The sequence below is a fragment of the Desulfosporosinus meridiei DSM 13257 genome (assembly GCF_000231385.2).
Taxonomy (GTDB): domain Bacteria; phylum Bacillota; class Desulfitobacteriia; order Desulfitobacteriales; family Desulfitobacteriaceae; genus Desulfosporosinus; species Desulfosporosinus meridiei.
Window position 1 is genome coordinate 4085584 of record NC_018515.1, and the last position, 12420, is coordinate 4098003.

The 12420-nt window shown below is 42.0% G+C and carries 12 protein-coding genes; 2 read left to right on the forward strand and 10 right to left on the reverse strand.

Going from position 1 to position 12420, the window contains the following annotated elements:
• Positions 1–43: 43 nt before the first annotated feature.
• From fliD to flgM, 10 genes are all read right to left on the reverse strand, one after another.
• Positions 44–1669: a flagellar filament capping protein FliD gene (gene fliD / locus DESMER_RS18900; protein ID WP_014904671.1), complete on the reverse strand. Its 1626-nt coding sequence runs from the start codon at positions 1667–1669 to the stop codon at positions 44–46.
• A gap of 31 nt (positions 1670–1700) precedes the next feature.
• Entirely contained in the window at positions 1701–2099 is a 399-nt protein-coding gene (locus DESMER_RS18905; protein WP_014904672.1) for a flagellar protein FlaG, read from the reverse strand.
• 289 nt (positions 2100–2388) lie between these two features.
• Entirely contained in the window at positions 2389–4860 is a 2472-nt protein-coding gene (locus DESMER_RS24970) for a flagellin N-terminal helical domain-containing protein (RefSeq protein ID WP_014904673.1), read from the reverse strand.
• 417 nt (positions 4861–5277) lie between these two features.
• Positions 5278–5511 carry a carbon storage regulator CsrA gene (gene csrA, locus DESMER_RS18920; protein WP_014904674.1) on the reverse strand — a complete coding sequence of 78 codons (234 nt, stop codon included), beginning with the start codon at positions 5509–5511 and terminating at the stop codon, positions 5278–5280.
• A 1-nt stretch (position 5512) separates the two neighbouring features.
• Positions 5513–5971, reverse strand: coding sequence for a flagellar assembly protein FliW (gene fliW, locus DESMER_RS18925; protein WP_014904675.1), 459 nt, complete (start codon positions 5969–5971; stop codon positions 5513–5515).
• Positions 5972–6058: 87 nt separating this feature from the next.
• Entirely contained in the window at positions 6059–6607 is a 549-nt protein-coding gene (locus DESMER_RS18930) for a DUF6470 family protein (protein WP_014904676.1), read from the reverse strand.
• 28 nt (positions 6608–6635) lie between these two features.
• Complete coding sequence (gene flgL / locus DESMER_RS18935; RefSeq protein WP_014904677.1) at positions 6636–7544, reverse strand: flagellar hook-associated protein FlgL; 909 nt, start codon at positions 7542–7544, stop codon at positions 6636–6638.
• Positions 7545–7558: 14 nt separating this feature from the next.
• Complete coding sequence (flgK, locus tag DESMER_RS18940) at positions 7559–9343, reverse strand: flagellar hook-associated protein FlgK (RefSeq protein WP_014904678.1); 1785 nt, start codon at positions 9341–9343, stop codon at positions 7559–7561.
• A 4-nt stretch (positions 9344–9347) separates the two neighbouring features.
• Positions 9348–9830, reverse strand: coding sequence for a flagellar protein FlgN (locus DESMER_RS18945; RefSeq protein WP_014904679.1), 483 nt, complete (start codon positions 9828–9830; stop codon positions 9348–9350).
• 28 nt (positions 9831–9858) lie between these two features.
• Positions 9859–10137, reverse strand: a complete 279-nt coding sequence (gene flgM, locus DESMER_RS18950) for a flagellar biosynthesis anti-sigma factor FlgM (RefSeq protein ID WP_014904680.1) — start codon at positions 10135–10137, stop codon at positions 9859–9861.
• Positions 10138–10611: 474 nt separating this feature from the next.
• Here flgM and DESMER_RS18955 point away from each other — a divergent pair, with 474 nt between their 5' ends.
• Positions 10612–11427, forward strand: coding sequence for a flagellar motor protein (locus tag DESMER_RS18955; RefSeq protein ID WP_014904681.1), 816 nt, complete (start codon positions 10612–10614; stop codon positions 11425–11427).
• On the forward strand, positions 11424–12281 hold the full coding sequence (locus tag DESMER_RS18960; protein ID WP_014904682.1) for a flagellar motor protein MotB: 858 nt from the start codon (positions 11424–11426) through the stop codon (positions 12279–12281). Before DESMER_RS18955 ends, DESMER_RS18960 begins: the two co-directional genes overlap by 4 nt.
• Positions 12282–12420: the final 139 nt, after the last annotated feature.

The window sequence follows — 12420 nt, forward strand, 5'->3', positions numbered from 1 at the left end:
AACCCTCCTTACAATACCCTGTAGTGTATATCCCTAAAAATATTTATTCACTACTTCCCAACATAGATGATAACCAAGTGCTTTGACTATTCAACTGCTGTAAGGCCACTTCCATAGCATTATACTGTTTATAGTAAGCTGTTTGCATTGAGTCGAATCTGTCTTCAGCAAGAGTAATCTGTTTTTCATATTCAGCAATCTTCTTAGCATAATTGCTCTCCGTATCGTATTGGGCATTAGCGGTGGTACTGGCAATTTGATTTAATTGGTCCATGGCCACTTTAATTCCGTCATATAATCGTCCGGCAATTCCCTGAGTCTTAATATCTGTTGTACCGTCGGCATTCGTTGTCCCGCTGGCACCAAACAATTCATACAGAACATTTGGATTAGCATTTAACGCCTTTCGTAAATCGTCAGTATCTAGATAGAGTTTACCGCCTTCGGTATAATCTCTCCCAGTGGTAATACCGATTGAAGCCCCGTTATTATAGGTGGTTTTCTTTCCCGTTTCCGGATCATATGTACTGGTAATGCCAGAAACAAAGCTGGAAAATGAGTTTCGCATGGTGTTAACAAGGCTGGTCAATGTCGAATCGTTATGAAGCATTCCACTCTTCGCTTTAGCTTCCCAAGAGGTAATCTCTGAATCCTTCATCTCCGCTTTTTGAGCGTCAGTAAGAGGTGGATAATCACTGTAACGCGTCTCTTCAATCAGACCATTGAGCTCATCAAGAATTTTGTTATAGGAATCAACTAAGTTTTGAATATTAGTTACTGCTGTATCTGTATCATTAGTCACACTAATGCTAATTGGAGTACCTGAAGCCAACTTAGCTTCAATATCTGCTCCACTCAAATCAGAAGATAAGCCTGTCAAATTATAAGTTACTCCTGAGATGGTGAAAGTATTTTTTGCCTGGGTCAAGTGAATCCCATCAAGCATGAATTCCGCATCTTGACCTTTAACTCCTAAAGAACTCACTTGACTAGGTAGTTTTAATTTGTCAACAAAAAAATCAGCACCCCAGCTGCTATCGTTGTCATCATCAGCAGTAATAGTAATCCCCGCAGAAGAGCCAGTTGTTGTCGTAGACATGAAAAAGCGATCTAAAGTGCTATCATAACTAGCCTTTACATTAATACCCGCTTTATTTATTTGGCTAACAAGGTCATTAATGCTTCCAGCCGGGTCGATGGCAATCTCAGCACTAGCGTCTCCATTGGATATCGTAAACTTGTAGGTTCCCGTAGGAGCAGTGCCCCCATAAAACTGACTGCTAATCGTGTCCTTGCTTGCCCCCGATGTTGTGATGCTACTGGCACTGGTCAAGTTCACCCCACTAGCTAATTGTGCAACCACCAACGAATGCGTCACGTCGGCTGCATCAGCAATAGCCGTTACTGTGGCAACAGAAGTATTGCTAGACGTAACTTTATTGGGAGTTAGAGTCCCCTGGAGTTTATAGTTGAATACCGTGTCGCGAAATTTACTGATATCATCATACACCGTATTATAGGTGGATTTTTGCCATTCTGCGATTGTTTTCTTCTGTATTAAAGCATCCTCTTTTGCTTGCTGGCCTGACATTAAACTTTTAACCATTGAATCAATATCCATGCCTGAACCGGATAAGCCATAGACTCCTCCAACCGATCCAACTGCCATATAACGCACCTCCTACCTGCCGTCATACTAACTATATTTTCTTATCTAATAATATACCGACATAATCTCTAATAGCCGCCATAGTATCAAGAAATTCACTGGAGGGAAATTCCTTCAATACTTTATTATTAGCTCGGTCGACGACTTGTACCATTAGTTGATTTGTTTTTTCGTGAACTTCAAATTGAATATCGGCATCCATTGCTTGTATAAACTTATTCACTGCCTCTGTCATCTGAGTAACATTCTGTAAATCAACTGGCTTCTTCTTCATTATGTCGTCTGTTAGGGCAGTCAGAGATTTATCCTCACCGTCACTCGTCTTGGAAGTTAATTCTTTGGAAACAGCCTGTGTGCGGGGAACAGTCGCCTGACCCACCTGAGTAGAGCTACCTAGATCAACAGGAATTCTTATTGTGCTAATATCCAAATCGAACACCTCTAAACTTAATCTCTGATAATTGTATCGTAATAATAATTCCAAAGCTTTAGGGTTAAAGGAAAATATATAAACATTAAGATCTTCACAGGAGTATCATTATGTTTAGCTTTAAAATAACTGCACACAAGTCACCTTCAAATAACTAGGAGTACAGGTTCTGTTCTGATGGTGTAATCTGATGAGATACTATCCTGCCTCCATAGCGCAGGATAGTATCTCATCAGATTACAAATGGCCCCCGAGAAAAACTCAGAGGCCATCTTCTAAATCTGTAGAATTAACGGAGTAGTTGGAGAACTCCTTGAGGTTGTTGGTTCGCTTGAGCCATCATGGCTTGAGCAGCTTGGGAAAGAATATTGTTCTTTTGGAAGTTCATCATTTCTTTAGCCATATCAACATCGCGAATACGGGACTCAGCAGCAGTTAAGTTCTCGCTGGAAGTTCCGAGGTTTGTGATAGTGTGCTCTAAACGATTGCTGTAAGCACCGAGTTTAGAACGTTCTGCAGATACGGATTGAATTGCATCGTCCAGAACGCTAATAGCTGCGGTTGCTTTGTCGTGAGTTGATACATCAAGAGCGTATTCAACACTTGTGTTGTTAGTGCCATCGGTTACTTCTTGAGTTGCAGTAAGTGATGCTACTGTACCATTTGAAGCAGTGATTGTACCGCTAGCAGTGGTACCTGAAATTTTGAGCGCTTCAGCCCGCATATCATTCACTTCAATGGTCATGCTTTGAGCAGTGTTTGCACCAACTTGGAATTTAGCTTCGAAGCCATCCTTTGCACTAGTGCCGGTTTTAGCTTCGGCCACTACCATAGATTCTTGACCAGCCTTTTGGGTAAGAGTGATTGTATTGCCTGAAGCCGAGGAATCATATTTTGCATTCAAGGTCGAGTTAGCTGCAATAGCTTGCTGTAAGTTTTGGGTTTGGGTAGCTTTGTCGGCATTGTACAATACTGCGGTTCCTTGTGCAATTCTCGCATCTGACGCATCATCAGTTACAGCGATTTTCACACCGTCAACCTCGTATTTCCCGCCAACAGCAACGAGATTATCAACCTTAAAATCAGCTATTCCTGCAGTAGCTTTGTTACCAACCACAGTACCATCGGTTAAGTTAGATCCAGTAGCTTTGGTTGCTTTTTCAGTCAAAGTAATCTTACCGGCATCATCTACTGTAGCATCAAAACGGGCACTTAAAGCCGCATTGGCATTAATAGCTTTGGCTAATTCAAGAGCTTGAGCATGCTCATCTGTTCCTACATTGATTTGACCTGCGGAAGCTTTAGCACCTGAAGCAACCGTTGTAAAGGTCTGCCCAGCAATATTAATATTCATTCCTACAGCTTCGAACGCATTTTTGATGTCAACTGTATATTGGCCTCTTACTTCGGTTACACCTTTAACACTTCCATTTGTTATGGCAGTAGCATCTGTCGCAGCTAATCCATCATTAGCAAGATCAAAGGTAGTTCCGGTAATCTGGGTTACATCCATTTTTAGAGCATTATTAGTAGCCCCGTCTACTTTTGTGTCGGTAATTTCAAATTTAGCCGCGGCACCAGTACCACTGACACTAAAGGTCAAGCCAGCTAATTCACTTCCGCCATATCCTTGCGCTTTTTCAAACGCTGCCTTTAGAGCATTAGCTGTAGCTTCTGCATCAGAAGCATTTGTAATTGTAACGCTCGCCGTCCTTGAATCTGTAGCAGCTGCAGCGACTTCATTACCTGCGGCAGCCGTACTTATTGTTACAGTTACACCATTAAACTTCACTTGAGCTGACTCATCATTACCTAGAGCCGTGATAGCTCCAGAACTAAATTTGGCCGCAACTGCAGCGGTACTTCCTGTCAATTGGCTTACTGGCACGCTGTAGGTGTCTGCCAGAATCTCATCTGCTCCACCTGATAGCGTCGCAGTTTCATTAACTGTAGCACTTGTGGCATCAATATTCGCACCGCCAGTTACTGTGAATTGGTTCATATCCAAACCTGCTGGTACATTTGTAACCGCAGCTCTAATTAATGTTTGAATATCTCCAGCTACGATCGTAGTATCCGCAGTATCCAACGTTACAGTTAAGGTAGTCCCCGCGGCATCAAATGCAGCGCCTGCAGACGCTCCTTCAGTAAATTGAATCGAAATATTCCCAGCTACTCCATTATTCGCTCCAGCTGAAATATTAAATCCAGCGACTCCCCCAATTGTAACTGCTGCATTACCAGCGGCAGTAGCTGCGGCAGCAGGTACCAATGCGCCACCTTCAAACTCACCTTTAGCAGCTCCAGCTTTGACAGTAGTGACATTAACTTTAGTATCTACAGTACCACCGTTCAACAGTTTCTGAGTATTGAATTCAGTAGTATTACCGATACGGTTGATTTCCGAAGTCAACTGGTTCATTTCTTTTTGAATTTCTGAACGGTCAGATGTAGTATTCGTATCATTCGCTGATTGAGTAGCAAGCTCTTTCATTCTTTGGAGAATGCTATGAGTTTCGCTCAGTGCGCCTTCAGCTGTTTGAATCATAGAGATACCATCTTGGGAGTTACGAGTTGCTTGGTCTAGACCACGGATTTGGCCACGCATTTTTTCAGAGATTGCAAGACCAGCAGCGTCGTCACCAGCTTTGTTGATGCGAAGACCTGAAGACAGTTTTTCCAAAGACTTGCTGGTGTTAGCTGTGTTAGTACTCATCTGGCGATATGTGTTGAGAGAAGCCATGTTGTGATTAATAATCATTATATATTCCTCCTTGATTTTAATGCCAGGCATCCTTGCCCGTGCATTTTTTGGGCTGACTATAGGATCCTCTTCGCTCTCCGGCCGGTTTAGCTGAAGGAACCTTATTAGCCCGCTTAATTTAAGTATCGGTAATTTTCACAACTCGCCTTAAGGCCAAAAATAGCTAAAATCAACTATATTCTTCGTCTTTAATCGCTTTTCATCTGAATTCCTCTTGTTTTGACCCCATCAACTGAATCGGAACAATTGTCGAATTATAAGGATTATTGAATTCTAAATAAAAATCACTGGAATACTCCGTATCAATAGTTGATTTGAAATAATCCAGTGATTTGAAAAATCTCGCTTGATATAAAAAAAGATGCTTTCCACAATATATAATGGCAAATTAAGAAGTAAAAAGCTGAATGCTTCTTACTTCTTAATTTGCCATGCTTTTAACCTGTCTAACTCTGAGATAATATTAGGAACGACAGCTTGTTTGTTTTCTGCTGCAATAGCATCATAAATCTCACCCCGAAAAATCTTGATCTCTTTAGGTGCTTCAATAGTAATTCGAATGTTGTCACCTTTGATACTCGCGACCGTCACTACAATGTTGTCGCCGATGACGATTCGCTCACCAACCTTGCGGGTAAGAGCCAACATATTACGTTCCCCCTTCGACTGCTTCTTTTGGAAAGCCGTCAGGAAATAGTTTATGTTTTATAGAGTATTCTGGTTTATCTAGTATTATTTGTTTACCAGTATTATTGAGTCTATTTATTACTAAAGGTGCCAGTAGGTTTACTGTCGTATCTTCAAGTTTTTCTTTTATACTTGCAATCAAAAATACTTGCGGTGGATTTGATTGGGAAATATCTAACTCTTTGGCAACCTCATCTTCAAGAGTAAATTCATAATCCTGAAAAAAAGCAAAAGGATTAACCAATAAAAAAGTCAAATTGGCTTCTGTTGTTGACTGCAAATACGAAAAGGGACTTTCCTCTTCAAGCGGTATTAATGCAAATTTTTTTTCCTCAGGAAAACCCGGTATTCCATGAGAGAATTTAAATAGTTGTTCTCCCATTACTTCCATTTCACCGAATCTAGTTGACATAATTTTCATAGTATCTCCTCCTTGAGGGAGCTTAATCTAAATCTTAAATCCGATGTTGTTAGTTAAGATTATTAATACCCATTATAAAATATCTCTTTAGACCTTGACATCCACAAAGGATATTTCAACACTCGGATATTGTGTGACCTGTACATTCACACTACCGGGTTGGTAATTCCCCTCTATAGTTCCCCGCTTTAAGTTTAATTCCACTTTTCCATACTTTGGGTTAAATTGAACCGGATTAGCTTGATAATGAATTTCCGGAGATTCAATATAGGCATAAGTTATCTCTGGGGCTTCGGAAAGGGCAGAATTGGCGGCTATGTCGACTATCGCATCGGTCTTACTTTCAATCCGTGCCAGTTGGTTTCCTTCTTGAGCAATCCTGGCAATGGCATCCATTGCGGTTTGCCTGCCCAGGGCCGCGTTATCCCTGGCAAAGTCGGCGATATTTTTCAGTCCGATTGAATAACGACAGGGATATTGATCAATCGTCAGCTCACCGCGAGGTTGGTAAATCTCAACTGTTGGCGGCGTTGTCTCAATTTCCACCTTTGGTTGAGTGGTTTGCCGGCTTAGCTTAGCACTATTATTAGTGTAATCCAGACGGATGGGTTGGGTAGAAATATTGATTTGGAGCATGAAAATACCTCCCTTCCGTTACACACTATTATCTAAGGAAGTCCGCTAAAGACATGGGCATTATCGATGCCCCAATTTGAAGAGCCATCTTGTAGACGTTCTCCGCGTTTTTATAATCAATAATCCCTTTTGCGACATCAATATAGTCATTATTTGCTTGATCCTCGGCAATAATTGTATTGCTGCCATCCAACATATTCTTAGCCATCTCGTACATTGACATCCGAGCCCCTAATTCCGTATGAGACTGCAACATACTGGAATGATCATCCTCTAACAGTGCCAAGCCAGTTTCGGAAAGCCATTCTTGATCTTCTAAAGAACCCGACTTTAGATGATTTTTGATGTCTATTAGGTCATTTAAAATTTTTAAATTCGGGCCAAATACATCCTCCCCCGTCAGATTCACACTATCCTGACTGGGAGTGGAAATCCCCGGATGAATAGGCATAGATATCTTCTGATTGTCCCCATTATAGGTGATTGTATCTCCATCACGAATAAAGGGAGTAGTCTTATCATTCTGTCCCGCGAAAATATAGCGCCCCCCCAGCTGAGAGTTGCCAATATTAATCATCTGATTGATTAGATTATCCACTGCATCCCCAATGGCTTGGACAGCGGATTGAGGGTTAGTACCATTACTAGCCTTAATAACCTGTTCCTTAATGCTAATCATAATCGAACTCAAATCCTGCATATCATCATCAGTAGTATTCATCCAGCTAAGTGCATCCTCAGCATTTTGAGTATACTGATTATTTAACTCCATACTAGTACTGTATCGCAAACTCCGCACAGCTTTAATCGGGTCATCCGAGGGAGCATGGAGAGCTTTGCCATCTGCTAGTTGTGTCTGAATCTTGAGTGACTTTTCCAAAGACCTGTTGAGGCTGCCCAGAAAGTTAGAACTGATCGTATTATTAGTGATTCTCATAGCAGATTACCTCCTTATCGACCTACAACGCCTGTGCCGTTAATCAATTTATCCAGCATTTCATCCATGGCTGTCAAAACCCTTGCAGCCGCATTATAGCCTTTTTGAAATCTAATCATATCGGTCATTTCTTCGTCCATATTTACTCCTGATGTGGAGGCTCTGAGATTGGTTAGATGATTAATTACCGTCTGTTGATTAGTATATAGACGCTGGGCATCTTGGGATTGAATTCCCAAGCCACCAATCATCGATGTGTAAAAGGCATCTAAGGAAATGTTACCCAGAGTAGCAGAAACATCAGTTTTTAAAGAATTGCCTAACAAAATAGCATTATCTCCACTTGCATTATTACTGGTGGACAAGGAAAAATTGTACGTATTATTTATAGCAGGAGCACTAAGTGAAGAAGTGTCGATATTAATAGTCATTCCTTTAAGAGTAAGTTGATATGGACTTGACCCAGTTACATCTGAGCTCCAATTAGTTCCACCATCAGTAGAGTAGCTAATTCCGCTAACCTTGCCAAGTCCATCAAGGGAAGCAACCTTAACCATGACTGCAGTCGGGGTTGATCCACCAGTATAAGTACCTGTAACCGTTACCGAAGGTATTTCACTATCAGTGTTTGTAGAACTAGCCGTGACTACCATTCCATTAGCCGCGGTTTTAGCTGCTAAAATAGCTAATCCAGCTGCTGAATCTGTGATTTCATGATTGACCGTTATCGCATTGAGCCAAGCACCATCCGCAAGAGCACCTGCCCCATTGTAGTCTGTATTGCTGTCTGCTCCAAAGAAATTGCGCCCGGAGACGTTATCAGTACCGTAACCTGAACGATGCACTGAATTGAAATCCTGCAATAAGAACTTGCTAACTTTATCCAAACTGGTCATGTATGCAAAAATCCCGGTTGAAGATGAATCCCGAGAATCGAGCAATGCCTTTACTTCCCCATTCGTAAAGTCTACCGGCGAACCATTGGATGCAATGGTAACTTTGGTAACTTCATAACCAAACGTCGGATCGATAGTTGTTGCTGTACTCAGCTCAGTATGACCGGAATCATTCACTAAGTTCAAACTACCGGACTTTATCGTGTATTTCCCCGAACTATCTTCTTGTACAGAAATATTAACGAGCTTCGATAGTTGATCCACGAGTAAATCCCTTGAGTCGCGCAAATCATTAGCATGGTCGTTGCCCCCTACCTCAGTGAAGGCAATTTGCTGATTAAGTGTATGAATATTTGAGGTAATTTGATTAATACTCTTCACATCTAATTCAATTGCTGAGTTAATGTTTTCGACCGTATCTTTAAGTTGCTGAGCTGCATGCTGGATGGTATTCACAACCGCAACTCCCTGCTGAGCTACAGTTGTACGCGCCCCGGAATCGGAAGCATTGGTCGAAAGGGTTTGCCAAGCCGTCCAAAATTTATTAAGCACCGTCTGTACCCCTGTATCCGAAGGCTCACTAAAGACATCTTCCATTTTGCTTAGGGCTTCACTGCTTGTTTGACTATAGCCAAGAGTTGAGGATTCTTTCCACAATTGTCGATCTGTAAAAGCATCTCTGGCTCTCATGATAGACCCGACTGCAACTCCGGCACCCGCTTGATTCTGTCCACGACTACCATAGACCTCGCCTGTCGGGAAGACAGTAACCATATTGACCCTCTGCCTGGAATAGCCATCTGTACTGGCATTGGCAATGTTATGACCCACCGTATCCAGCCCGGCCTGCTGAGCATATAAACTTCTGGATAATATATTTATACCGCCAAAGGTGGAACCCATGCTTTCAAATCCTCCAATCCATAAGATGTCGTTTCTTCGTCATGTCATTCGTTTTCTGGCCTGGATATGTATAAGTGTTACTCTCTTGATGTGTCATAAGTTCCACTGTATAGTCGACAATCTTCATTGCCTGTCGGAGAAGTAGGGAGTTAATCTCATGAATTTCTTGTAGTTGAGCAACTACATGGTCAAGATCATGTCTAATTCTATCTAAAGGTGGATAGTAATCCGCAAGTTCGGCTAAAGTCAGATCTTCAGGTTTTTTATCTAGTTCCTGCCCTATTTGTTCAGCCCACAAGAGACGTTCTTTCTCCAGTAGATTAACCTTGCTGATGAAGGCCTCTTCCTGTGCTGTTACCGATTCAATTTCAAGCAGATTATTTTCTACTAATGCTTTTCGTTTAAGTTCTTCAAGTGTCATAAGTTCCTTGTAGAGTTCAACTTGTCGCTCTAAATTTTTATTTAAATTTCGAAGTGCTTCAGACACGGAAATCTCCCCCTCTGAATTGATAACTTTAGTCTTTTTGATAGGCCCTTAATAATATTTCAGCTATCCGTTGCCCGTCTGCTTGAAACTCTCCTCGATCGATCTGTTCTGATAAGGCGCTTACTTTCTCCTCCCGAACAGAGGGTATCTCTTTAGCCTTTTGCAGTAAGGACTGAAAAACTTGTGCTTTATCTGAAACGGCAATCTTATCCGCCTCAGAAGCAGTCGTTTTGTTTTGAACTTGTTTCAATCGATTAGCAGCTTGAATCCCGCCTACAGGGGCCATAGATGTCCGGTCTATTTTCATTTTGCTCACTCCAAATACATACTCTTATTCTTATATCGTAGATCCCCTTAAAAAACTAAAGAGGAACTTTTGTTTTTCTATGTAATATTTTCGGTGGAGGGAAAGAGTGCTAGCTGCGCTACAGTATTTCTTGTATAATTAAGTAAGTTCGTGTCGAGAATTTATCATTCCCAAACAAAGGCAATAAGTAAGCTCCATGCATAATTGAAAGTTACTTCCGAGATTAAAGACTTGCAATTTTAGCTGAGTAGCGGATACTCCCTACTTACAAACAAACTAGTAAAATTAGGGACTAAAGTTCCCCCCCCAAATTGACGATATAATTTAGAGTAGGTTTTCTAAATTCTAATTTTAACCTTCCCAAAATCCAATTTTGCCAAACACCTACTTAAATAATCAGCAAGGGAGGTCAGCCACAATTCCTTATCTTCCTACTAAGCTCTCTATAATTAAGGCTTTTGTGGCAACAGCAACATGGATTTATCGACTATATTAGGTATCATCGTAGGTTTCGGGTGTCTGATCATCGGCTATATACTGGAAGGCGGAAGCGTAAGTTCCCTAGGGGGCTTTTCCGCTGCCATGATCGTCTTTGGGGGAACAGCCGGGGCTGTTATCATTAGCTTTCCTCTCTCCAACCTTAAGAACCTCCCTAAATGGATAAAGCTTGCCTTTACTTCTCAAACCTTCGGAACCGAAGAAGCCTATGAGACTTTGTTAAGGTTTTCAGAAAAGGCTCGCCGGGAAGGCTTACTCAGTCTGGAGCATGAACTGGAAATTGTAACAGATCGCTTTACTCACCAAGGCATGCAGCTGGTCATAGATGGGACAGACCCGGAAATAACTCGCGAGATCTTAGAATCTAATATCAATATATTAGAGAAAAGGCATAAGGTCGGAATCTCAGTATTCGAAGCTGCCGGAGGATATAGTCCCACAATGGGAATCATCGGGACAGTTATGGGTCTCGTCATGGTATTAGGAAATCTTTCAGACCCGGAAGCACTCTCCCACTCTATCGCTGCAGCTTTTATTGCTACTCTTTATGGGGTTGCCTCAGCGAACCTTTTATGGCTTCCTATAGCAACAAAGCTAAAAATGAAGGACAAAGCAGAGGTAGCGGCAATGGAGATGGTTCTGGACGGTATTCTCTCAATTCAAGCTGGACAAAATCCTGCTATTCTCAAAGAAAAACTAAGAACCCATATGGGTTCTACTCCGGCCTCTATGGAAAAAGTTAAAGAAGGTTCAGCCGAGCGCAGACGTGCAGCTGTAAGCGAAAGCCGATGAGGAGAAACCGCGAACCCGAAGCAGAGAAGGAGAATAGCGAACGGTGGCTGCTTACCTATTCCGACTTAATTACTCTTTTAATGATTTTCTTTGTGGTACTTTATTCAATGAGCAAAGTAGACGCCGATCGATTCCAAGCTATTGCAGAATCACTAAACAAAGCCCTGGGTGGAGGGATTCCGGCAAAAATGGAAATGGCTGACAGTCCCGTCGGCCCATCAATCTTTACTACCGGAAGCCCTTCCTCAAACTCCACAGTTCCGGGAAAGGATACAGATCCGGACAACACCACGAATGCAGATTCTGACAACACTAACGGTGAAAATATCAGTACCGGCCAGGGAAATAACGAAGCAGAAACCATGAGCATTGAAGGGATTAAAGCAAAGCTGGACAAGTTTGCCGCAGATAACGGAATTCAGACGAAGCTTGTTTCTTCCATGGAAGAACGTGGTCTTGTGGTAAGTATCCAGGAAACCTTACTTTTCGAAAGTGGTTCCGCGGATATTAATGCTAAGGCCCGTGATATTTTGAGGAATATTTCTACAGTTCTGGCCTCAGCTCCTAACCAAATTCGTGTAGAAGGACATACGGATAATGTTCCGATCCACACCGCCCAATTTCCCAGCAATTGGGAACTTTCCGTCATTCGGGCGACCAACGTTGTCCAGATTTTGCAGAATGAAGGAATCCGCCCCAGCAGACTCTCCGCAGCAGGTTATGGAGAATATCGGCCTATTGCTTTAAATGATAATGCCGAAGGCCATGGCAAAAACCGCCGTATTGACTTGATTATTCTGCGCTCTAAATATGACATTACCGAACCAACCAAAACTGCAGCTCCTACACCATAACTTCATTATGGCTTTAGGATCTTCTACCCCTTTGGAAGGTTAATTTTATTAACACTCTACAAAAAGTAAACTTGTTCAGCTAAAGCTGAACATAGGGTCTTCCGTAGGGGATTCAACCAGATTCCACCCTCGCGTAGAT

What these genes read in the sequence shown, in the direction of transcription:
- flgK (WP_014904678.1), bottom strand. Translation starts at nt 9,343, where the DNA reads ATGGGTTCCACCTTTGGCGGTATAAATATATTATCCAGAAGTTTATAT.
- DESMER_RS24970 (WP_014904673.1), bottom strand. Translation starts at nt 4,860, where the DNA reads ATGATTATTAATCACAACATGGCTTCTCTCAACACATATCGCCAGATG.
- DESMER_RS18960 (WP_014904682.1), top strand. Translation starts at nt 11,424, where the DNA reads ATGAGGAGAAACCGCGAACCCGAAGCAGAGAAGGAGAATAGCGAACGG.
- flgL (WP_014904677.1), bottom strand. Translation starts at nt 7,544, where the DNA reads ATGAGAATCACTAATAATACGATCAGTTCTAACTTTCTGGGCAGCCTC.
- flgM (WP_014904680.1), bottom strand. Translation starts at nt 10,137, where the DNA reads ATGAAAATAGACCGGACATCTATGGCCCCTGTAGGCGGGATTCAAGCT.
- fliW (WP_014904675.1), bottom strand. Translation starts at nt 5,971, where the DNA reads ATGAAAATTATGTCAACTAGATTCGGTGAAATGGAAGTAATGGGAGAA.
- DESMER_RS18955 (WP_014904681.1), top strand. Translation starts at nt 10,612, where the DNA reads ATGGATTTATCGACTATATTAGGTATCATCGTAGGTTTCGGGTGTCTG.
- csrA (WP_014904674.1), bottom strand. Translation starts at nt 5,511, where the DNA reads ATGTTGGCTCTTACCCGCAAGGTTGGTGAGCGAATCGTCATCGGCGAC.
- fliD (WP_014904671.1), bottom strand. Translation starts at nt 1,669, where the DNA reads ATGGCAGTTGGATCGGTTGGAGGAGTCTATGGCTTATCCGGTTCAGGC.
- DESMER_RS18930 (WP_014904676.1), bottom strand. Translation starts at nt 6,607, where the DNA reads ATGCTCCAAATCAATATTTCTACCCAACCCATCCGTCTGGATTACACT.